Origin of the sequence: Gaetbulibacter aquiaggeris (assembly GCF_044003965.1) — a bacterium.
GTDB lineage: Bacteria > Bacteroidota > Bacteroidia > Flavobacteriales > Flavobacteriaceae > Yeosuana > Yeosuana aquiaggeris.
In genome coordinates this window covers 108,445-128,456 of the sequence record NZ_JBAWKC010000003.1, presented here as the reverse complement: position 1 = coordinate 128,456, position 20,012 = coordinate 108,445, and the positions used below count along the sequence as shown (strand labels likewise).

The window sequence follows — 20,012 nt, the reverse complement described above, 5'->3', positions numbered from 1 at the left end:
TTAGTAGCAGGATCACACTCTACCGTTAACATATCTGAAGGTGATACATCCCAGGTTGGAGCTGTAGTATCCACAATCTTAAAATTCCCCACACATATTTCAAATTCTTCCCCTACATCCAGTGTTTGATTATTATTTAAGTCATCAAATAAAGTATATGTGCGGACCACGCTAAGCCCATCAGGACATAGCGTTCCGCTGGGAACATCATCATGTTTTAGTACCAGATCGCCACAGGGATCAGTTGTGATTCCTGAAAACACATCGGCCGCATTGGTAAAAGGTGAGGGTAAATCTGTTATATCACAACCTTCTATCACCTTTTCAGTAGGGTCTAGATTACAAGTAGCTTCAAAACTACAAGGATTAAGAGTTGCCGTTGCATTATCTACCTCAGAAAAAATAGGCAAACCATTTTCATCTAATCCCCTGGCAAATGCCAAATTTGTTACGGAACCATTATTAATATCATCCTGAGTAACCATATAGGTTCCGGAAAATGTCCAAATTTCCCCAACTTGGAGGATACCATCGCTATTACTATCACCTGTGTAGGTAGTGATATTACCTATGATATGATCATCAGTTACAAAAGGATTAGTAATCGGCGCATCTGAAGTGACAGCATATGAATAGGTTATTATGTCTCCTACCGCATAGTACGGATCCCCGGAAGTAATGGTTTTAACTATGTCGAGGTTAGATTGTCTTAAACAAGTTCCAATCTGTGTTATATGATTGTAAATGAAAGAGTGTTCCTTGCCGGAAGCATCAGTGAAAACTAATATATAAATACCAGCTTTAATTGTTGCCGTTGTATATGTGCCAGACGCGTAAGAATCTGTACCAAAGACCAAAGCAGAATTCCCGCTTTGCAGCAAAGTATATGGACCAAAACCATTATCTATCAAGGTCATAGAAAAATAACTGTTACTGGATGTACAATTCTGCCCTGTTTCAATATCTTGAAAAATAATACTAAGACGCTCATCGTCTGACGTTTGACCACAACCGATCCCTTCTGCAATTTGAAAATCAGTGGGGGCCGTTGTAACATTTGTTGCAGCTGTATAAGTGAGTACAATAGGTTGACTAGTACCTCCTCCGTTATTACCGGTATAGTTGTACGTAATCCCCGCTACTGTAATAGATCCTCCACTACAAGGGTTCGTACCAGTTCCCCCATGAGCACGAACAAAATCACAAGCTACATCCTGGTCAGCGGCACCATTTCCCGCCTCGAAATTAAATGTAATTGTCCCAGCTGTTGTCCCAACCGTTGGAGTGCTCACATAAGTATTAGGACATTGCCCTAAAGCCGTAAACGGCAGCATCACAAATAGTAATAAGGTTAGTAAAAAGGTTGTAAAAGAAGAGGTTGTCGTAGTTGTTTTAATTGATTGTACGCACTTATGCATACCTTGAGTAGAAATCCCCATTTGAGTTAGTTTTAGTTGTTAATAGCAATATATGTTTATGCGACACAAGAATATTCTTGAAGTCACGAGCTATTAATTGTTTAGTATGACCCAAAAAAAATTGCTTTTTAACAATTGATCATCACACAACACTATTGATTTTTAGGGAAAAAATGTAGGATTAATACAGCAGTAGTATTTGGATTCAGATTACGCTTGTCATAAAGTTCTTATTATATTTTTAATTAACAAACATTTATTAGTTTAAAAGTCTAATAAATCGACAAGGTGTGGTTTTTGTCATAAAAAACCGAGAACTTTGTAAAATAACAATGGGCTTAACAACTATTAAATAGTTTCTGCAAGCAACCCCATATAAATGAAGAAAATCTTAAATGATTATGTTGAATATTTATAGATAAAAAGATATGCCAAATATGTATCAAAAAACGCAAAAACCCCACTAATAGTGGGGTTTCGCATGATGTGATCGCGACAGGATTCGAACCTGTGACCGTCTGCTTAGAAGGCAGATGCTCTATCCAACTGAGCTACGCGACCAGTCATATTTGTCGGGGTGGCAGGATTCGAACCTGCGACCTCCTGCTCCCAAAGCAGGCGCGATAACCGGGCTACGCTACACCCCGAAATGGTTATCTAAAAATTTGCGGAGAGACAGGGACTCGAACCCTGGCGACAGTTACCCGTCGACAGATTAGCAATCTGCTCCATTACCACTCTGGCACCTCTCCTATTTATAATGAACTTATGCAATAAAATTGCGGATGCAAATGTAATGTATCAGTTTTAAGAACACAACTATTTATTTAATTTTTTAAAAAAATTATTCAGGATATTCAATGCGTAAATGGTAAATATTTGCAAGCTTGTGTTTTAGCACTTTTTTAATAGATTGAATTTCTTTAAAAGTAATGTTTGCATTTAAAAATTGTCCTTCATCAATTTGCTTACTTATTATGCTTTCAACAAACGTGTCGATCTTTGTAGAGGTTGGATCTTTTAAGCTTTTTGAAGCTGCTTCAACACTATCACACATCATCAATATGGCTGTTTCTTTACTGAATGGTTTAGGTCCAGGATACATAAATTCAGATCTATCAACTTCCGGCTTAAGTTCCTTTTCTTTAATATAAAAATAGTAAACCATAGAGGTACCATGGTGCGTTCTAATAAAATCTATAACTCTATCAGGTAAATTATATTTTTTTGCAATTTCAATACCTAAAATGACATGCTCAATAATTATTCTAGCGCTTTCCTTTGAATGCAATTCATCATGAGGATTAATACCGGTTGATTGATTTTCAATAAAATAAGTTGGGTTTTTCATTTTCCCAATATCATGGTATAATGCTCCAACCCTAATTAACATAGCGTTGGCCCCTACTTCATTGGCACAGGACTCAGCCAGATTTGCAACGTTTAATGAATGATGAAAAGTACCAGGTGCTTTATTTGATAATTCTTTTAATAATTTAGAATTTGTATCAGACAATTCTAATAATGATACGTCAGAAACCAAGCCAAAAAGTTTTTCATATATATATATTAATGGCTGAACAAATAAGGTAGCAAGACCACATAAAATAAACCAAATAAAAGTCTCCCATTTTAAGGTTTCTACACTGCCTTCATGAATAACAAAAAACGCAAAATAGGCGATAATATATATAAGTGTAATTTGACCTACTGAAATAAATAGATTAGCCCTTTTATAAAGTTCAGAAACCGTTAAAATAGTGACAATACCTGCGATAATTTGAAGGAACATATACTCATAACTATTTGGCACAATAGAGCCTAATAATAAAACAGTGATGACATGAGCAAACAAGCCTAAACGCGCATCAAAAAATGCTTTGAATATAAGGGGTAAGATGCATATTGGTACAACATAGATATATTCTGAACTGTAATTTACCACCAAAGTGGTAATAAATACCATCAAAAAAATATTGAAAAAAATAAAGGTAACTTTTGTGTTATTTTCAAAAACTTCAAGCCTGTATTTCCTTAAAAATAACAGTAACATCAAAAGTGCTAAGGAAACTAATAAGGTATAGGCAAATAAGATCCAATTGTAATTAGAGGCATTCCAGACCTGAGATTCATATTCAGACTTTAGGGATTCCAAAACCTGGTACTTATTGCCTTCAACAATTTCTCCTTTTGAGATAATTAAGGTTTCCTTTTCAATACTTCCGCGGGTGTAAGCTATTTTATTTAAGTCTTCATTTAAAACCTTCTCTGTAAATGATTTATCATAAGTTAAATTTGGCTGTATTAAATCAAAAAAAAGAGAGGTGAATTCGGTTTTATAATCGCTTAATTTTTCTTCAATTAAAACCCTGTTTATCATTGATGAAACCTCCTCCTGATTGATTAAATCAGCAAATTTAGCGGTGTGCTTCTCAATCCGATCTTCAAGAATTACAACCGTCTTATTTTCTGGGAAATTATAATTTTCGCTTAAGACTCCAAGCGCATACAGTTCATTAATTATCCTTTCTCCTGCCTTAAATAAAATATTACGTTTTAATTTAGGAATGGAATCTGAAAAAGCTATTTTAAACTGCGATTCAAATAAATCATTGACTTCATTTTCAATTGCAGAGTCCACAGCGAAAAAAAGCGTTGAATGATCAGAAATAGTCTTTTTTTCTGCTGCAATTTCTTCATTTGACTTTTTAATGGCAAAATTAAAAGGAGCATATAAATTCTCGGATTGCCATGGTTTGCCTCTCTCAAAATTATATTTGAACTTTCCTGTTTTAGGAAACAAATACACAATTAAAAAAGTAGAAAAAATAAATAATAACCCTTTGTAGATTAAAGAATGATTTCTGTATAATTTATTTACTAAGTCTGACATTATATATTAAAAGGTTTTCAAATGTAATAAAATATAAGCTTTTTTGATTTTTTATATTGCAGTAATCGTTCTAATTTCTACTAAAAAATGATTATTTTCGCTACAAGCTAATTAAACATCAAAAAAATGAGTAAAGAAGTCGTTATTGTATCTGCAGTAAGAACCCCTATTGGGAGTTTTTTAGGATCCTTATCAACTATTCCTGCTGCTAAATTAGGAGCTATCGCCATTAAAGGAGCTTTAGATAAAATTAATTTAAATCCACAACTTGTTGAAGAGGTTTTAATGGGTAATGTGGTTCAGGCAGGTGTTGGACAAGCACCGGCAAGACAAGCCGCTATTTACGCGGGTATTCCCAATACGGTACCTTGCACAACCATTAATAAAGTATGTGCATCGGGTATGAAAGCTGTTATGCAAGCTGCCCAGTCCATTGCTTTAGGTGAAGCTGATATTATTGTTGCAGGAGGTATGGAAAATATGAGTTTAATTCCTCATTATTTATATGCGAGAAATGGCACAAAATTTGGTTCTGCTACCTTAATTGATGGTATGCAAAAGGACGGTTTAGTAGATGCTTATGATGAAAATGCGATGGGCGTTTGTGCAGATGCGTGTGCTACAGAATATAAATTTTCCAGAGAAGATCAAGATGCCTTTGCCATACAGTCTTACAAACGTTCTGAAGCAGCATGGAAAGCAGGAAAATTTGATAATGAAGTAGTTCCTGTTGAAGTCCCTCAAAGACGAGGAGAACCAATGATAATGAATAAAGATGAAGAATATACCAATGTTAAAATAGATAAAATTCCAAGTCTTCGTGCGGCTTTCACAAAAGATGGTACGGTAACGGCGGCAAATGCGTCCACTATTAATGATGGGGCAGCGGCTTTAATTTTAATGAGCAAGGATAAAGCCAAGGAATTAGGGATAAAACCACTCGCCACTATTAAAGGGTATGCAGATGCAGCGCATGAACCACAATGGTTTACAACAGCACCAGCTAAAGCCTTACCAAAGGCATTAAACAGAGCAGGGATTTCCTTAAAAGACGTTGAATATTTTGAGTTCAATGAAGCCTTTTCTGTAGTTGGATTAGCAAATATGAAAATTCTTGGTTTGAATGATAAGAATGTGAACGTCAATGGTGGAGCTGTTTCACTTGGTCATCCACTTGGCTGCTCTGGAGCCAGAATTTTAGTAACCCTTTTAAACGTTTTAGAACAAAATAATGCAAAAATTGGTGCTGCGGCTATCTGTAATGGTGGCGGAGGAGCATCGGCGATGGTATTAGAACGTAATTAATTAATATTGAATGCAATACGGAATTTGTCATTTAAGCATTGCTCCTTTAAGGTTTGAATCTTCTGATAAAAGTGAATTAGTTTCACAATTGTTATATGGTGATCACTTTAAAATCATTGAAAAGCGAAAAAACTGGAGTAAAATAAGGCTTGCTTTTGACTCTTATGAAGGCTGGATTGACACTAAACAATATCAAGAAATTGATGAAAATCAATACAAAACCTTAGAAAATTCTGATTTAAAACTATCCATTGATTTAGTTGAATTTATTGAAGATACTCATGAGCAACTACATCCTATTTTACTCGGATCAAGCTTAAATGGATTATCTATATTAAATCATAAACATGATGGCAATATTGTAGAAGGCAAAAAGTCTAAAGATAATATTATTCAAACAGCCTTTTTATACTTGAATAGTCCTTATTTATGGGGTGGAAAAAGTCCTTTTGGAATTGATTGTTCAGGATTTACTCAGATGGTATATAAACTAAATGGCTACAGCCTTCTTCGCGATGCTTCCCAGCAGTCCACTCAAGGAGAAGCCCTAAGTTTTATTGAAGAAAGTGAACCTGGTGATTTGGCGTTTTTTGATAATAGTGAAGGACAAATAGTTCATGTAGGCCTTATTATGCATGATAATTATATTATCCATGCGCATGGCAAAGTAAGGATAGATAGATTAGACCATACTGGAATATATAATGTGGATCAAAAAACACATACCCATAAACTTAGAGTTATTAAAAAAGTGATATAAAAAAAGCCGCTACTTAGCGGCTTTTTTTATATCAGAAATGTATTTAATTAGTTAGATTCAGCTTCAAGCGCATCTACTATTTTTTGCATAGCATCGTGCTTAGCTTTTTCACCTGTAACACCATAAATATTGTGAAGCGTTTTAGCCGCACTAATATTTTTTGGATCTATTTCTAGTGCCTTTTCTAGATAAGGAACGGCTTCTTTATAGACATCTTGACGCATTTTTCTTAATTCATCATAACGTAAATCATCTTTTTTAGAGGTTCCTAATCCATTCATTTCTTCTATCAGAGCTTGCTCTTTATTCAAAACTAATGCAGCACTATTGATATAAGCATTTATATAATTTGCATCTATTTCTATCGCTTTTTTATAATAACTCATAGCTTCTTCAGGATGGTCTGATTCAGCAGCAATAACTCCTAAGTTATACTGTAATTCAGCGTTGTTAGGATCTTTTGTAGTTGCTAATTGTAATAAATTTTTAAATTCTTCAGTGTTACCCATTTTATAATAAATATTAGCTTCTGAAAGCAAAAGATTAATATCATCCGGACTTTCTTCTCTAGCATCTTTCATAGCCGCTAATGCATTATCATTATCATCTTTACTTACATAAATTAAAGCAATATTTTTTACTATTTCTGATTTTTTAGATTCAGATTTACGATCCTCAGGTTTAATATGGGTTTTAGCTTTTACCGATAAATCTCTCAAATTTTTATTTTGAAAAAGCTCTTCTTTTTGAGTTTCAATACTAGTTGCAAAATATTGTTTTTCTATACCAGTATATCCCAAATTTTTAAGTTCTTTATATAAAATTAAAGCTCTGTCAAAATCTTGCAAATTGACTGCAGTCGCCGCTGCATAATAAAGATAAACGGTGTCCTTAGTAGAAACTCTGTAGGCGCGCTCAAAGTTATTTGATGCAATGGCATATTCATTTTTCTCATAGGCTTCATTTCCTTTTGTAAGTAAATTATTTATCATATTTTGCTTTAGTTCAGCAACTTCAACCTGATACCCTTCAGTTACCTGTGATAAACTTTCTAAAGCTGTATCAATATCAGTATTTGAGCCAGCACCATTCGCATAAAAAGATTGTGCTTTTAAAAAATTATATTGTGATTTAGTTTTAGCATCTAAACCAGAAAGCATGCCTTCTAATTGATTTAAACCCGCTTTGGCTTCAGAATAATTATTGCTTTTTATAGCTTTTTCAACAGCTTTTAATTCTTTTTTTTGAGCAAATGTTAATGTGCTTATCAAAAATGCCAAAGCTATTATAACTCGATTTTTCATTTTAAATAATTTTTAAAGTTAGTATGTATTAATTGTTATCGTCTTCTGTATTATCAAGAGTTGTGCCATCTGTCAACTCGTCATTTATTTCATCAGATTCAAAGGTGTCAGTTTCATTTTCATCAACATCATCATCTGCCATTACTTTTGCTACAGCTGCAATAGAATCTCCATTTCTTAAATTTATTAATTTAACACCTTGAGTAGCTCTGCCCATTAATCTCAAATCTTTAACAGACATTCTAATTGCTATTCCTGATTTATTAATTATCATTAAATCATCACTGTCAGTCACACTTTTAATAGCAACTAAGTTTCCTGTTTTTTCTGTTATAGAAATGGTTTTAACGCCTTTTCCTCCGCGATTGGTTACTCTGTAAACTGGCTCACCATCTTCTGGGTCATCTATATAGGTACGTTTACCATAACCATTTTCTGAAACCACTAAAACTGATTCTTCCTGCGGATTTTCAATGGTGATCATACCAATGACCTCATCTTTTGCATGTGCAAGCGTAATACCTCTCACACCCGAAGCATTTCTTCCCATTGGCCTCGTTTTAGCCTCTTCAAAGCGAATAGCTTTACCTGATTTAAGCGCTAACATGACCTGGCTCTCCCCAGTTGTTAATCGCGCTTCTAATAGCATATCATCTTCCTTGATTGTAATGCCATTGATACCATTCAATCTTGGGCGTGAATATTGTTCCAATAATGTCTTTTTAACCTGACCATTTTTAGTAGCCATAATCACATAGTGACTATTGATGTAGTCTTCATCCTTTAAATCTTGAGTACATATAAATGCTTTTACATTATCATCTTGCTCAATATTAATTAAATTCTGAATAGCTCTTCCTTTTGAGGTTTTACTTCCTTCTGGGATTTCATAAACACGCATCCAGAAACATTTGCCTTTCTGTGTAAAGAATAACATGTACTGATGGTTTGTGCCTACAAACAAATGTTCCAAAAAGTCCTCATTTCTGGTGGTTGAAGCTTTTTGACCAACCCCTCCTCTATTTTGTGTTTTGTACTCTGAAAGTGAGGTGCGTTTAATATAACCTGCATGAGAAATGGTAATAACCACTTTCTCATCTGGAATCATATCTTCAATACTTAAATCTCCACCGGCATATTCAATAATAGAACGTCTTTCATCACCATATTTATTTTTAACTTCAAGAAGTTCTTGTTTGATGATTTCCATACGACGTTCTTTTTTATCAAGAATGTCTTTTAAATCTTCAATGGTATTCATTAAATCTTCATACTCACTTCTTAATTTATCTTGTTCTAAACCTGTTAGTTGACGTAAACGCATTTCAACTATGGCTTTAGCCTGAAGTTCAGATAATTCAAAACGTGTCATTAATTTTTCACGGGCTTCATCAGCATTAGAGGATGCTCTAATTAATGCGATAACTTCATCTATATTATCAGAAGCAATAATTAAGCCTTCTAGAATATGAGCTCTTTCCTCAGCTTTACGTAATTCATAAGTTGTTCTTCTAACAACAACTTCATGTCTGTGGTCTACAAAATGATGAATCATGTCTTTTAGATTCAACAATTGTGGACGCCCTTTTACTAAAGCAATATTATTAACGCTAAATGACGATTGTAACTGAGTATATTTATAAAGTTTATTTAAAACGATATTTGGAATAGCATCACGCTTTAAAACATAAACGATACGCATACCATTTCTATCAGATTCATCACGTATGGTTGCAATGCCTTCAAGCTTTTTATCATTTACAAGATCAGCAGTTTTCTTAATCATATCTGCCTTATTGACTTGATAAGGTATTTCAGTGACAATAATACATTCACGTCCATTTACTTCCTCAATATTAGCCTTAGCACGCATGACGATACGTCCGCGACCTGTATGAAAAGCTTCTTTTACACCATCATAGCCATAAATAGTTCCTCCCGTTGGAAAATCAGGGGCTTTAACGTGTTTTATTAACTCATCTATTTCAATATCTTTATCTTCTATATAAGCTACTATTCCGTCTACTACTTCACCTAAGTTATGAGGCGGCATATTAGTAGCCATACCTACGGCAATTCCAGACGCTCCGTTTACTAAAAGACCAGGAATTCTAGTTGGTAAAACTGTTGGTTCATTTAAGGTATCATCAAAATTCAACTGATGATCTACCGTTTCCTTATCAATATCTGCCAGCATATCTTCAGATATTTTACGCATACGTGCTTCTGTATAACGCATCGCCGCTGGACTATCGCCATCTACAGATCCAAAGTTTCCTTGGCCATCCACTAGCATATAGCGCAAACTCCATTCTTGAGCCATCCTGACCATAGCGTCATAAACTGAGGTATCACCATGAGGATGGTACTTACCCAACACCTCACCTACTATTCTTGCTGATTTTTTGTGTGCTGTATTAGCTCGAACGCCTAATTCATACATTCCAAATAGAACACGTCTATGAACTGGCTTTAAACCATCTCTTACATCTGGTAAAGCACGTGACACAATGACCGACATTGAGTAATCAATGTAAGCCGATTTCATTTCATCTTCTATGTTTATTGGAATAACTTTTTCTCCTTCAGCCATATATAATTAATTAGTTGTATTTTCAGTATTTCAAATCGTGCTAAGATAACTATTTCATCAGTCATGGTAAGACTTTTAAGCCATATTTTTAGTGTTTTTTATTAACAATTTAAGAGGTCTTTTTCGTTAATAAGTATAATCCTAAAAATTTTGATTTTTTAAAGTTTTTTTTGTCAATTAGCAACTTACAGACAATTTAAGGTATAGTTTTTGTCTTTACTAAATTGTTTTATTACTTTTAATGCAGAAAGGATTTTATTATGGATGATAATTTTTCACCAAGAGTTAAAGACGTTATTGCTTATAGCAAGGAAGAAGCATTGCGCCTGGGCCACGATTTTATTGGAACAGAGCACTTAATGCTTGGTCTTTTACGCGACGGAAATGGTAAAGCGATTAATATTTTAAATGCCCTAGACATTGATTTAAATCATTTAAGACGAAAGGTTGAAATATTAAGTCCCGCTAACCCAAGTACATCAGATACTTCAAATCAAAAGAAGAATCTGCACTTAACACGACAAGCGGAACGTGCTTTGAAAACAACTTTTTTAGAAGCTAAGTTATTTCAAAGTACTTCTATAAACACAGCACATTTGTTACTGTGTATTTTAAGAAACGAAAACGACCCCACTACCAAGCTTTTAAATAAGCTTAAAGTTGATTATGACAACGTTAAAGAACAATTTAAATTTATGATTACTAACGATAGCGATTACATAGAACCTAAGTCAGAATCATTTCAGGATGATGATACAAGTCATGATGATGATACTGCAAAAGAGAATTTATTCAATGCACCTACTGGTAAAACCAATAAAAAATCTAAAACGCCTGTTTTAGATAATTTTGGTAGAGATTTGACAGCTTTGGCTGAAGAAGGAAAACTTGATCCTGTTGTAGGTCGTGAAAAAGAAATTCAACGGGTCTCGCAAATTTTAAGCCGACGTAAAAAGAACAATCCACTTTTAATTGGAGAACCCGGCGTTGGTAAGTCTGCCATAGCGGAAGGCTTGGCATTAAGAATTATTAAGAGAAAAGTGTCTCGTATTCTTTTCAATAAACGAGTGGTTACTTTGGACTTGGCAAGTTTAGTTGCTGGCACAAAATACCGCGGACAGTTTGAAGAGCGGATGAAAGCCGTGATGAATGAACTCGAAAAAAATGATGATGTCATTTTATTTATTGATGAGATTCATACGATTGTAGGAGCGGGTGGTGCTACCGGTAGTTTAGATGCTTCAAACATGTTTAAACCGGCTTTGGCCCGTGGAGAAATTCAATGTATAGGCGCTACAACTCTAGATGAATACAGACAATATATTGAAAAGGACGGTGCATTGGAGCGTCGTTTTCAAAAAGTAATAGTTGAACCTACTACTGTCGAGGAAACCATTGAAATCCTGAACAATATTAAGGCTAAATATGAAGAACATCACAATGTAGACTATACACCAGAAGCTATTGAAGCCTGTGTGAAATTGACAAACCGTTACATGACAGAGCGTTTTTTACCAGACAAAGCTATTGATGCATTGGATGAAGCTGGATCGCGTGTTCATATCACTAATATTGAAGTGCCAAAGCAAATTTTAGAACTTGAAAAACAACTGGAAGATGTTAAGGAAACTAAGAATTTGGTGGTTAGAAAACAAAAGTATGAAGAAGCAGCTAAGTTAAGAGATGATGAAAAACGTTTAGAGAAAGAACTTCAAACGGCCCAAGAAAAATGGGAAGAAGACACTAAACAGCATCGTGAAATTGTTACAGAAGACAATGTTGCTGATGTCGTATCCATGATGACAGGAATACCTGTAAACCGAATTGCACAAACTGAAATCAATAAACTTGCTGAGTTACCAAATCTCATCAAGGGAAAAGTTATTGGTCAAGATGATGCCGTTTCAAAAGTAGTGAAAGCTATTCAGCGCAACAGAGCGGGATTAAAAGACCCGAACAAGCCCATTGGTTCATTTATTTTCTTAGGACAAACAGGCGTTGGTAAAACCCAATTGGCTAAAGTATTATCCAGAGAATTGTTTGATAGTGAAGATGCCCTAGTTAGAATTGATATGAGTGAGTATATGGAAAAATTCGCCATTTCAAGATTAGTTGGTGCACCTCCAGGATATGTTGGTTATGAGGAAGGTGGTCAGTTAACTGAAAAAGTAAGACGCAAACCTTATGCTGTTATTTTACTTGATGAAATTGAAAAAGCACATCCCGATGTCTTTAATATGTTACTTCAAGTACTGGATGATGGTTATTTAACCGACAGTTTAGGAAGAAAAATTGATTTCAGGAACACCATCATTATAATGACCTCAAATATTGGTTCCCGTAAGCTTAAAGATTTTGGTACCGGTATTGGTTTTGGAACGGCTTCGCAAAAAGCACAAGAGGATGCGAATGCTAGAGGCGTTATTGAAAATGCTCTTAAAAAATCATTCGCGCCTGAGTTTTTGAATAGAATTGATGACGTCGTTGTATTTAATGCTCTTGAAAGAGAAGATATTGATAAAATTATTGATATTGAATTAGGTAAACTTTTATTAAGAATAAAAGACTTAGGGTATAATTTAAAATTAAGCAAGAAGGCCAAAGACTATATTGCAGAGAAAGGTTTTGACAAACAATATGGTGCCAGACCTTTAAAAAGAGCTATTCAAAAATATATAGAAGATGCTTTGGCTGAAGAAATAATAACATCACATGTCCAAGATGGTGATAGCATTATTATGGATTTAGATGAAAAATCTCAAGAACTCAAAATTAAGATTGAAAAAGCAGAAAAGCCAGCTGAATCTTAGTCTTTAAAAATCTATTCATAAATTAAATTCCTACATTAAAATTGATGTGGGAATTTTTTTTTGAAAAAAGTGTAACAAATCAACAATGCATTCCTCTTTATAATAACAATTTGCTTTAGTGACACTAACCGAACTAAATATTGAACAACTAATTGACCTATGTAAGTCAAACAACCAACAGGCGCAGTTGGAAGTTTACAACAGGTTCTTTAAGGCTATGTATAACACCTCTTTAAGAATTGTAAAAGACAGTTATGAAGCTGAAGATATTATGCAAGATTCATTTTTGTTGGCGTTTACAAAATTGGATAGCTTAAAGGACCCAAAAATATTTGGTTCATGGTTAAAGCGAATTGTAATTAATAACAGTATTTACCATTACAAGAAAAATAGTAAATACAACAACGTTCCTTTAGATGATGTCATTTATAAGATTGAAGATACTTCGGACGGATTAGATACTTCAGAACTAACAAGCCTGAAAACGAATCAAGTGCTGGAAACCATGAACATGCTTAAAGATAATTATAAGATCTGTTTAACACTTCATCTTATTGAAGGCTATGATTATGAGGAAATTGGTGATATTTTAAATATTTCTCAAGCTAACTGTAGAACTATGATATCTCGTGCTAAAGAAAGTTTAAGAAAAAAATTAGAACTAGTACTTTAAAAAAACAAATTATGAAAAAAGATACTATTGATAAACTCTTTCAAGACATGCGTTCAGACTTTGATGTTGAATATCCTAATTTTGGGCATCAAGAGCGTTTTTTGTCAAAACTTAAAAATCAAAATTCAGCATCAATTACCCATACTTCAGGGAAGTTTAATTTCTGGAAACCATTTTTAAGTATTGCAGCCTCAATATTACTTTGTTTTAGTATCATAACCTTATTAAAACCATCTGAAAAGATTAAAGATTTAGCAAGTGTATCGCCTGAAATGTCTCAAGCACAAAGTTTTTTTACCACAGCCATTTCAGAAGAATTACTAAAACTTAATGATGCCAAAACACCTGACACCGCAAAGCTCATTGACGATGCTATGGAACAAATGGAAATTCTTGAAAAAGAATACGAATCACTTAAAATAGACTTAACAAACAGTGGTGATGATAAACGCGTTATTTATGCTATGATCTCAAATTTTCAAACAAGAATAGACTTATTAAAAAGTGTCATGGAAACAATAGAAAATGTAAAACAACTTAAACAAAATAACAATGAAAACTCAATTACTATATAAAACAGTTTGTATACTGTTTTTAATACCAGCAATCGTTTTAAGCAACAACTGCTTAACAGGAAAATACAACAAGGAAAAAACAATTAAAAAGGAGTACTCCGTTAATAGTAATGCCTTATTAAAAATTGACAATAGTTACGGCAATATAAATATCTCAACATATAGCGGTAACAAGGTATCTATTGAAGTAACTATAAAAGTAAGCGGAAATGACGAAGAAAAAGTACAGAAAAAACTGGATGGAATTAATGTAGATTTTAATGCTTCTTCAAGTTTAGTAAGTGCAAAAACAGTCTTTAATAATAATAAGTCCTGGTGGAATTGGGGGAATAATAATGTAAGTATGGAAATAAATTATGTCATAAAACTGCCTATCACTAATAGTGTGGATTTAAATAATGATTATGGAGGCATTAATTTAGAAAAACTTGAAGGAAGAGCCACCATCAGTTGTGATTACGGTAAAATTACTACCAAAGAATTAATGGCTGAAAATAATATTCTGTCATTTGACTATACCAGTGACAGCTATTTTGAATATATCAATACTGGAAAAATTAATGCAGATTATAGTGGGTTTACCGTTTCAAAAACTAAAAAGTTAGATGTCAATGCTGACTATACAAAATCAGTTATTGAAATTGCAGAAGACGTCAATTTTAATTGTGATTATGGATCTATTTATATTAATAAATTAAACAATGTTAATGGCAATGGTGATTATTTAACCATGCGTTTGGGTGAAGTCTATAAAAATGTAAATATTAAAGGTGATTATGGCTCTCTTAAAATTGATCAAATGACTGCAAACGCTGGCAATTTAACGGTAGAATCTGATTATTTAGGGATAACCATTGGATATCATCCCGATTATCACTTTAATTTTGATGTAAATATTGAGTACGGATCCATGAAAAACACCTCTGATTTTGAATTTACTAAAAAGAACATCGAATCAAACACTAATTATTACAGAGGTTATTATGGTAATAGTGGCTCTTCAAATTTAATTAAGATTAACTCTGACTATGGAAGTGTGACATTTAAGAAAAATTAATCCACCATGAATAAATTTTATAACATGCAAACATCTATCAAAAATCAAACAGTACTCTTAATAGCTTGCCTCTTCCTTGTTTCAACTTCTTATGCACAATGGGGTAAATCAATAAAAGGAAATGGAAATATAACAACAGTGACAAGAACGACCTCAGATTATGATGGTGTTAAATGTGCTGGCTCTTTTGACTTTGTTTTAGTTGAAGGTACAGAGGGAAACATAACTATAGAAGGTGAAGAAAATTTAATAGAATATATTATTACAGAAATTAAAAATGGCGCCTTAGTTGTGAAAGTGAAGAATGATGTTAATCTTAAAACAAGTAGAAACAAATCTATTAAAATAACCATTCCATTTAAAGAAATTGAAAACGTTTCCTTAGCGGGTTCTGGAGATTTATGGAATGACAATGTATTAGCTTCCGATAATTTAGACATTTCCTTAAATGGCTCCGGTGATATTGTATTAAACATAAATGCTTCAAAAACAAAAGCCAGTATTACAGGTTCTGGAGATTTGACTTTAAAAGGAACATCGAATAAATTAGAAGCAAGTGTTACAGGCTCAGGAGATTTTCATGGATATGATTTACAAGTTAATGATACAGATGTTTCAGTTACGGGATCAGGCGATGCCAAGGTTGTTTGCAACGAAAACTTAAAAGCGAGAGTTACTGGTTCTGGAGATATTGTCTATAAAGGCGATCCAAAAACTGAAGATACTAAAGTTGCCGGTTCAGGTAGCATTAAAAAATAAAATTTAAATTATTAAAAGAATAAAGGCGATACTTTTGAAGTGTCGCCTTTATTCTTTCTATGCCTCAACACTTTGTTTTGGGACTTTGAACAAAAGAATAATACCTATTAAAAAGAATATAAATAAAAACAAAATGGAGTTTCTCATACTTCCCGTAATTTGATCAATGATACCAAAAATTAACATTCCTATTACAATTCCTATCTTTTCAGCTACATCAAAAAAGCTGAAATAAGAAGTTGTATCATCTGTTTTTGGTAAAAATTTAGAATAAGTGGAACGGGACAAGGATTGAATACCTCCCATGACGAAACCAACCAAACTGGCCGTAATATAGAATTGAACCGGAGTCTCAACAAAGTAACCATAGAAACACAAGGACATCCAGACCATATTGATACCAATTAAAGTGTTGATATTCCCAAATTTAGCGGAAGATCTTGACGTTAAAATAGCACCAAAAACGGCCACAATCTGAATAATTAGTATACTCACAATCAATCCCATTGTTTTTTCACTCTCACTTCCCCAGTTTATCTCTTGTTCACCAAAATAAGTAGCTACTAACATAATGGTTTGAACCGCCATGCTGTATACAAAAAAAGCATTTAAAAATCGTTTCAACCTTAAATTATGGGTTAAACTTTTCCAAACAATCTTAAGCTCTTTTATGCCATTAAAAATAACATGTCTTTTTACTTTATTGCCGGTTGGGATCCCTTTTGGTAAATGATAAAATGAATACTGGCTAAATAAGACCCACCATAAGCCCACAGTAATAAATGACGTACGCATAGCTAAAATAGAGGCTGCATTCTTTTCTGATTCAGTCGTTCCAATATCAAAACCAAACCATTCCGGTTTCATTACCATGGCTAAGTTTAATACCAATAAGGTAACACTACCTATATAACCCATGCTAAAGCCTTTGGCACTTACTTTATCTTGTTGTTCTTCAAATGCAATATCAGGTAAATACGAATTATAAAATACCAAACTACCCCAGTACCCTAAAAGACCAAAAAAATAAAAAAGCAAGCTTAAATAAATATAATCCAAACTAAACCAGTATAAACCAAAACACCCAAAGGCCCCTAAATAGCAGAAAAAACGCATGAACATTTTTTTATTACCTACATAATCGGCTATTCCAGAAAGTAAAGGAGATGTAAAAGCCACTACCAAAAATGTAAAGGCGGTAACAAAAGAAATTAATGCCGTATTCTTTAATTGAAGACCAAAAACATCCACTTTATTATCATCAATAAAATTTAAAGTTCCATAAAAAATGGGGAATATGGTTGATGCGATTGTAAGCGTATAAACCGAATTGGCCCAATCATAAAAAGCCCATGCATTTAGTAATTTTTTACTCCCTTTTTTTAATTCACCCATAATAAAAAAAGCTGCTATTATACAGCAGCTTCTAAAGTAAACAAATTATTTTAATGAAGATTAGTTTTAATCTTTAAAGCTAGTCACACCAAATTTTTTAGCCTCTTCTTTCGCTTTAGGAGCTAAAGCAGAAAGATTGGCTATTCTAGATTGATTTGAAGGGTGAGTACTCAAAAATTCTGGTGGCGCTTGTCCTCCACTTTGAGCATTCATGCGCTTCCATAATTCGGCAGCCTGATCAGGGTTATAACCAGCAACCGCCATTAAGGTCAGGCCAATACTATCCGCTTCGGTTTCATGACTTCGGCTAAATGGCAACATAACGCCTACTTGAGAGCCGACACCATAGGCCTGATTAAAAAGTTCTATATTTTTATTGTCTTGCAATGCAACATTTAATCCAACCGCACCTATTTGTTGCAGCATGCCAGCACTCATACGTTGCTGTCCGTGATTAGCCAATGCATGTGCCACTTCATGACCCATGATGGCTGCTAAACCTGCCTCTCCTTTTGCTATTGGTAAAATACCTGTATACACAACGATTTTACCCCCTGGCATACACCAAGCATTAACCGCTTTATCATCAACCAAATTATACTCCCATTTATAGTCTTTTAAATAACCTATATGACCATTGGCACTTAACCAACGTTCCGCAGCTACTGCAATTTTCTGACCAACTCTGGTGACCATAGCGGCATCTGTTGTTCCGGTTATAACTTTATTTTCACTTAAAAATTGATTATATTGTTGAAATGATGCCGGAAATAAAGAACTATTTTCAGTTCCAGGCAAGGCCATGGTCTGTTTGCCCGTAAATGGATTCGTCGCACATGAGACTAAAAGGACTAAACAAGCTAGGGCAATAATAATTTTGTTAGATTTCATTATGTTCAATTTTAATTTTTGATAAAAATACAAAAATCAAGCCTTAATTATTTTATACAATATTATTTTTATGTTTTATAATTTACATGATTTTAATGTTATGTTTATAGTTTCATTTCGACCTAATAGAAAAAATATTTAGTTATGAAAAAAATCATTATTTTATTTATTTCAGTGGTTCTTTTTAACTGTAATGGGAATGCTCAAAAAAAGAAATCACAAGAAACGAACACTTTTAAAGTATCTAAAACAGAGGCTGAATGGAAAGCAGAATTAACGCCTGAACAATATTACGTTTTAAGACGAAATGGAACAGAAGCTAAATTTTCTAGTCCATTAAATAAAAATTACGATAAAGGCGTTTATGTCTGTGCCGCTTGTAAAACCCCATTATTTAAAAGCGAAAATAAATATGATTCTGGTTCAGGATGGCCAAGTTTTGATCAAGAAATTAAAGGAAATGTTGCGTTTTCAAGTGGTTCTGATTTATTTTACGGAAAAGAAGAACATTGTGCCGCTTGCGGAAGCCATTTAGGGCATGTTTTTAATGATGGCCCAAAAAACACGACAGGATTAAGACATTGTATTAACGGAATTGCTTTAAAATTTATACCAGATAATGAATAAATATAAGATAGAAAAAACAGATGCCGAATGGAAAGAACAACTTTCTGATGAACAGTATTGGGTTCTTAGGAATAAAGGTACTGAAAGACCTCATACAGGAAAATTCAATCTCCATTTTGAAAATGGTACCTATACATGCGCAGGTTGTCATCAACCCTTATTTGAAAGTAATAGTAAATTTGACGCGCATTGTGGATGGCCAAGTTTTGATGACTCCATAAAAGGAACCGTTGATTATGTTTTAGATAAGTCGCACGGCATGGTGAGAACAGAAATAGTTTGCTCAAACTGTGGAGGACATCTAGGTCATGTATTTAATGATGGCCCTACTGAAACTGGAACACGGTTTTGTGTTAATTCTTTGAGCATAGATTTTAAAAAAAATGGATAAATTAAATGGTTTTATAAAGCAATTTGAACATTATAAAGGTCTGGGCGACAAAACCATAAATTCTTTATCATTTGAAGAGTTGCAAAAAGAATGTGCCCCAGATACTAATTCAATAGCTGTTTTAGTAAATCATTTATCAGGAAATATGTTAAGTAGATGGACCGATTTTTTAACAGAAGATGGTGAAAAAAATTGGAGAAATCGAGACGGTGAGTTTATTAACAGTTTTACCACTAAAGATGAACTAATTAACAGATGGAACAACGGATGGAATTGTTTTTTATCTGCTTTAAAATCAATTACAGATGATGATTTAGAAAAAATTATCTACATCAGAAACGAAGCTCATACCATTAGCGAAGCTATTAATAGACAATTGAGTCATTATCCATATCATATAGGACAAATGGTCTTTTTAGGAAAACTAATTAAAGGAAAACAATGGCAATCTTTATCTATTCCAAAAGGAGAATCGTTACAGTACAATAATCAGAAATTTCTAGAAAATAAAGGAAAGCATCGATTCAAAGACAATACATAAAAAAAGCCTTCAAATAAATT

16 protein-coding genes and 3 tRNA genes are annotated in these 20,012 nt (G+C 33.6%); 10 read left to right on the top strand and 9 right to left on the bottom strand.

All coding sequences use genetic code 11. From position 1 onward, the window contains the following. From V8G56_RS09815 to V8G56_RS09795, 5 genes are all read right to left on the bottom strand, one after another. The coding region (locus tag V8G56_RS09815; protein WP_395438274.1) for a DUF7507 domain-containing protein at positions 1–1,418 on the bottom strand (1,418 nt) is incomplete at its 3' end. A gap of 487 nt (positions 1,419–1,905) precedes the next feature. After that, positions 1,906–1,979: transfer RNA gene (locus V8G56_RS09810), tRNA-Arg, on the bottom strand. Positions 1,980–1,990: 11 nt separating this feature from the next. Next, a tRNA-Pro gene (locus V8G56_RS09805) sits at positions 1,991–2,065 on the bottom strand. A gap of 21 nt (positions 2,066–2,086) precedes the next feature. Beyond that, positions 2,087–2,170: transfer RNA gene (locus V8G56_RS09800), tRNA-Ser, on the bottom strand. Positions 2,171–2,262: 92 nt separating this feature from the next. After that, positions 2,263–4,311, bottom strand: coding sequence for an HD family phosphohydrolase (locus tag V8G56_RS09795; RefSeq protein WP_395438273.1), 2,049 nt, complete (start codon positions 4,309–4,311; stop codon positions 2,263–2,265). A 126-nt stretch (positions 4,312–4,437) separates the two neighbouring features. On the opposite strand from V8G56_RS09795, the gene V8G56_RS09790 reads away from it, so the two are divergent. Beyond that, positions 4,438–5,616, top strand: coding sequence for an acetyl-CoA C-acyltransferase (locus tag V8G56_RS09790; RefSeq protein WP_395438272.1), 1,179 nt, complete (start codon positions 4,438–4,440; stop codon positions 5,614–5,616). Positions 5,617–5,626: 10 nt separating this feature from the next. After that, on the top strand, positions 5,627–6,376 hold the full coding sequence (locus V8G56_RS09785; protein ID WP_395438271.1) for a C40 family peptidase: 750 nt from the start codon (positions 5,627–5,629) through the stop codon (positions 6,374–6,376). Between the two features lie 47 nt (positions 6,377–6,423). Here V8G56_RS09785 and V8G56_RS09780 read toward each other — a convergent pair whose 3' ends face one another. Together V8G56_RS09780 and gyrA are read right to left on the bottom strand one after the other, a co-directional pair. After that, positions 6,424–7,680 (bottom strand): tetratricopeptide repeat protein, encoded by a 1,257-nt coding sequence (locus V8G56_RS09780; RefSeq protein WP_395438270.1) that lies wholly within the window; start codon positions 7,678–7,680, stop codon positions 6,424–6,426. Between the two features lie 28 nt (positions 7,681–7,708). Continuing rightward, positions 7,709–10,273: a DNA gyrase subunit A gene (gene gyrA / locus V8G56_RS09775; RefSeq protein ID WP_395438269.1), complete on the bottom strand. Its 2,565-nt coding sequence runs from the start codon at positions 10,271–10,273 to the stop codon at positions 7,709–7,711. A 260-nt stretch (positions 10,274–10,533) separates the two neighbouring features. Between gyrA and V8G56_RS09770 the strand changes: the two genes are divergently transcribed. From V8G56_RS09770 to V8G56_RS09750, 5 genes are all read left to right on the top strand, one after another. Next, positions 10,534–13,083, top strand: a complete 2,550-nt coding sequence (locus V8G56_RS09770; RefSeq protein ID WP_395438268.1) for an ATP-dependent Clp protease ATP-binding subunit — start codon at positions 10,534–10,536, stop codon at positions 13,081–13,083. A gap of 118 nt (positions 13,084–13,201) precedes the next feature. Then, on the top strand, positions 13,202–13,756 hold the full coding sequence (locus tag V8G56_RS09765; RefSeq protein ID WP_395438267.1) for an RNA polymerase sigma factor: 555 nt from the start codon (positions 13,202–13,204) through the stop codon (positions 13,754–13,756). Positions 13,757–13,767: 11 nt separating this feature from the next. Continuing rightward, positions 13,768–14,331 carry a hypothetical protein gene (locus V8G56_RS09760; RefSeq protein ID WP_395438266.1) on the top strand — a complete coding sequence of 188 codons (564 nt, stop codon included), beginning with the start codon at positions 13,768–13,770 and terminating at the stop codon, positions 14,329–14,331. Then, complete coding sequence (locus V8G56_RS09755; RefSeq protein WP_395438265.1) at positions 14,309–15,388, top strand: hypothetical protein; 1,080 nt, start codon at positions 14,309–14,311, stop codon at positions 15,386–15,388. The genes V8G56_RS09760 and V8G56_RS09755 overlap by 23 nt, the downstream gene beginning before the upstream one ends. A 24-nt stretch (positions 15,389–15,412) precedes the next feature. Continuing rightward, positions 15,413–16,147: a head GIN domain-containing protein gene (locus V8G56_RS09750; RefSeq protein ID WP_395438264.1), complete on the top strand. Its 735-nt coding sequence runs from the start codon at positions 15,413–15,415 to the stop codon at positions 16,145–16,147. A 57-nt stretch (positions 16,148–16,204) separates the two neighbouring features. Here the strand turns inward: V8G56_RS09750 and V8G56_RS09745 are convergent, their stop codons facing one another. Further along, positions 16,205–17,542 carry an MFS transporter gene (locus V8G56_RS09745; RefSeq protein ID WP_395438263.1) on the bottom strand — a complete coding sequence of 446 codons (1,338 nt, stop codon included), beginning with the start codon at positions 17,540–17,542 and terminating at the stop codon, positions 16,205–16,207. 66 nt (positions 17,543–17,608) lie between these two features. Continuing rightward, a complete protein-coding gene (locus V8G56_RS09740) occupies positions 17,609–18,433 on the bottom strand; it encodes a M48 family metallopeptidase (protein ID WP_395438262.1) in 825 nt (274 codons plus the stop codon). A 144-nt stretch (positions 18,434–18,577) separates the two neighbouring features. On the opposite strand from V8G56_RS09740, the gene msrB (V8G56_RS09735) reads away from it, so the two are divergent. From msrB (V8G56_RS09735) to V8G56_RS09725, 3 genes are read left to right on the top strand one after another with little or no spacing between them, the layout of a single operon-like run. Then, complete coding sequence (msrB, locus tag V8G56_RS09735; protein ID WP_395438261.1) at positions 18,578–19,060, top strand: peptide-methionine (R)-S-oxide reductase MsrB; 483 nt, start codon at positions 18,578–18,580, stop codon at positions 19,058–19,060. Next, entirely contained in the window at positions 19,053–19,451 is a 399-nt protein-coding gene (msrB, locus tag V8G56_RS09730) for a peptide-methionine (R)-S-oxide reductase MsrB (protein WP_395438260.1), read from the top strand. Before msrB (V8G56_RS09735) ends, msrB (V8G56_RS09730) begins: the two co-directional genes overlap by 8 nt. Next, positions 19,444–19,992, top strand: a complete 549-nt coding sequence (locus V8G56_RS09725; protein WP_395438259.1) for a DUF1572 family protein — start codon at positions 19,444–19,446, stop codon at positions 19,990–19,992. The genes msrB (V8G56_RS09730) and V8G56_RS09725 overlap by 8 nt, the downstream gene beginning before the upstream one ends. The last annotated feature ends 20 nt before the right edge of the window (positions 19,993–20,012 follow it).

What these genes read in the sequence shown, in the direction of transcription:
- V8G56_RS09795 (WP_395438273.1), bottom strand. Translation starts at nt 4,311, where the DNA reads ATGTCAGACTTAGTAAATAAATTATACAGAAATCATTCTTTAATCTAC.
- V8G56_RS09790 (WP_395438272.1), top strand. Translation starts at nt 4,438, where the DNA reads ATGAGTAAAGAAGTCGTTATTGTATCTGCAGTAAGAACCCCTATTGGG.
- V8G56_RS09785 (WP_395438271.1), top strand. Translation starts at nt 5,627, where the DNA reads ATGCAATACGGAATTTGTCATTTAAGCATTGCTCCTTTAAGGTTTGAA.
- V8G56_RS09780 (WP_395438270.1), bottom strand. Translation starts at nt 7,680, where the DNA reads ATGAAAAATCGAGTTATAATAGCTTTGGCATTTTTGATAAGCACATTA.
- gyrA (WP_395438269.1), bottom strand. Translation starts at nt 10,273, where the DNA reads ATGGCTGAAGGAGAAAAAGTTATTCCAATAAACATAGAAGATGAAATG.
- V8G56_RS09770 (WP_395438268.1), top strand. Translation starts at nt 10,534, where the DNA reads ATGGATGATAATTTTTCACCAAGAGTTAAAGACGTTATTGCTTATAGC.
- V8G56_RS09760 (WP_395438266.1), top strand. Translation starts at nt 13,768, where the DNA reads ATGAAAAAAGATACTATTGATAAACTCTTTCAAGACATGCGTTCAGAC.
- V8G56_RS09755 (WP_395438265.1), top strand. Translation starts at nt 14,309, where the DNA reads ATGAAAACTCAATTACTATATAAAACAGTTTGTATACTGTTTTTAATA.
- V8G56_RS09750 (WP_395438264.1), top strand. Translation starts at nt 15,413, where the DNA reads ATGCAAACATCTATCAAAAATCAAACAGTACTCTTAATAGCTTGCCTC.
- V8G56_RS09745 (WP_395438263.1), bottom strand. Translation starts at nt 17,542, where the DNA reads ATGGGTGAATTAAAAAAAGGGAGTAAAAAATTACTAAATGCATGGGCT.
- V8G56_RS09740 (WP_395438262.1), bottom strand. Translation starts at nt 18,433, where the DNA reads ATGAAATCTAACAAAATTATTATTGCCCTAGCTTGTTTAGTCCTTTTA.
- msrB (WP_395438261.1), top strand. Translation starts at nt 18,578, where the DNA reads ATGAAAAAAATCATTATTTTATTTATTTCAGTGGTTCTTTTTAACTGT.
- msrB (WP_395438260.1), top strand. Translation starts at nt 19,053, where the DNA reads ATGAATAAATATAAGATAGAAAAAACAGATGCCGAATGGAAAGAACAA.
- V8G56_RS09725 (WP_395438259.1), top strand. Translation starts at nt 19,444, where the DNA reads ATGGATAAATTAAATGGTTTTATAAAGCAATTTGAACATTATAAAGGT.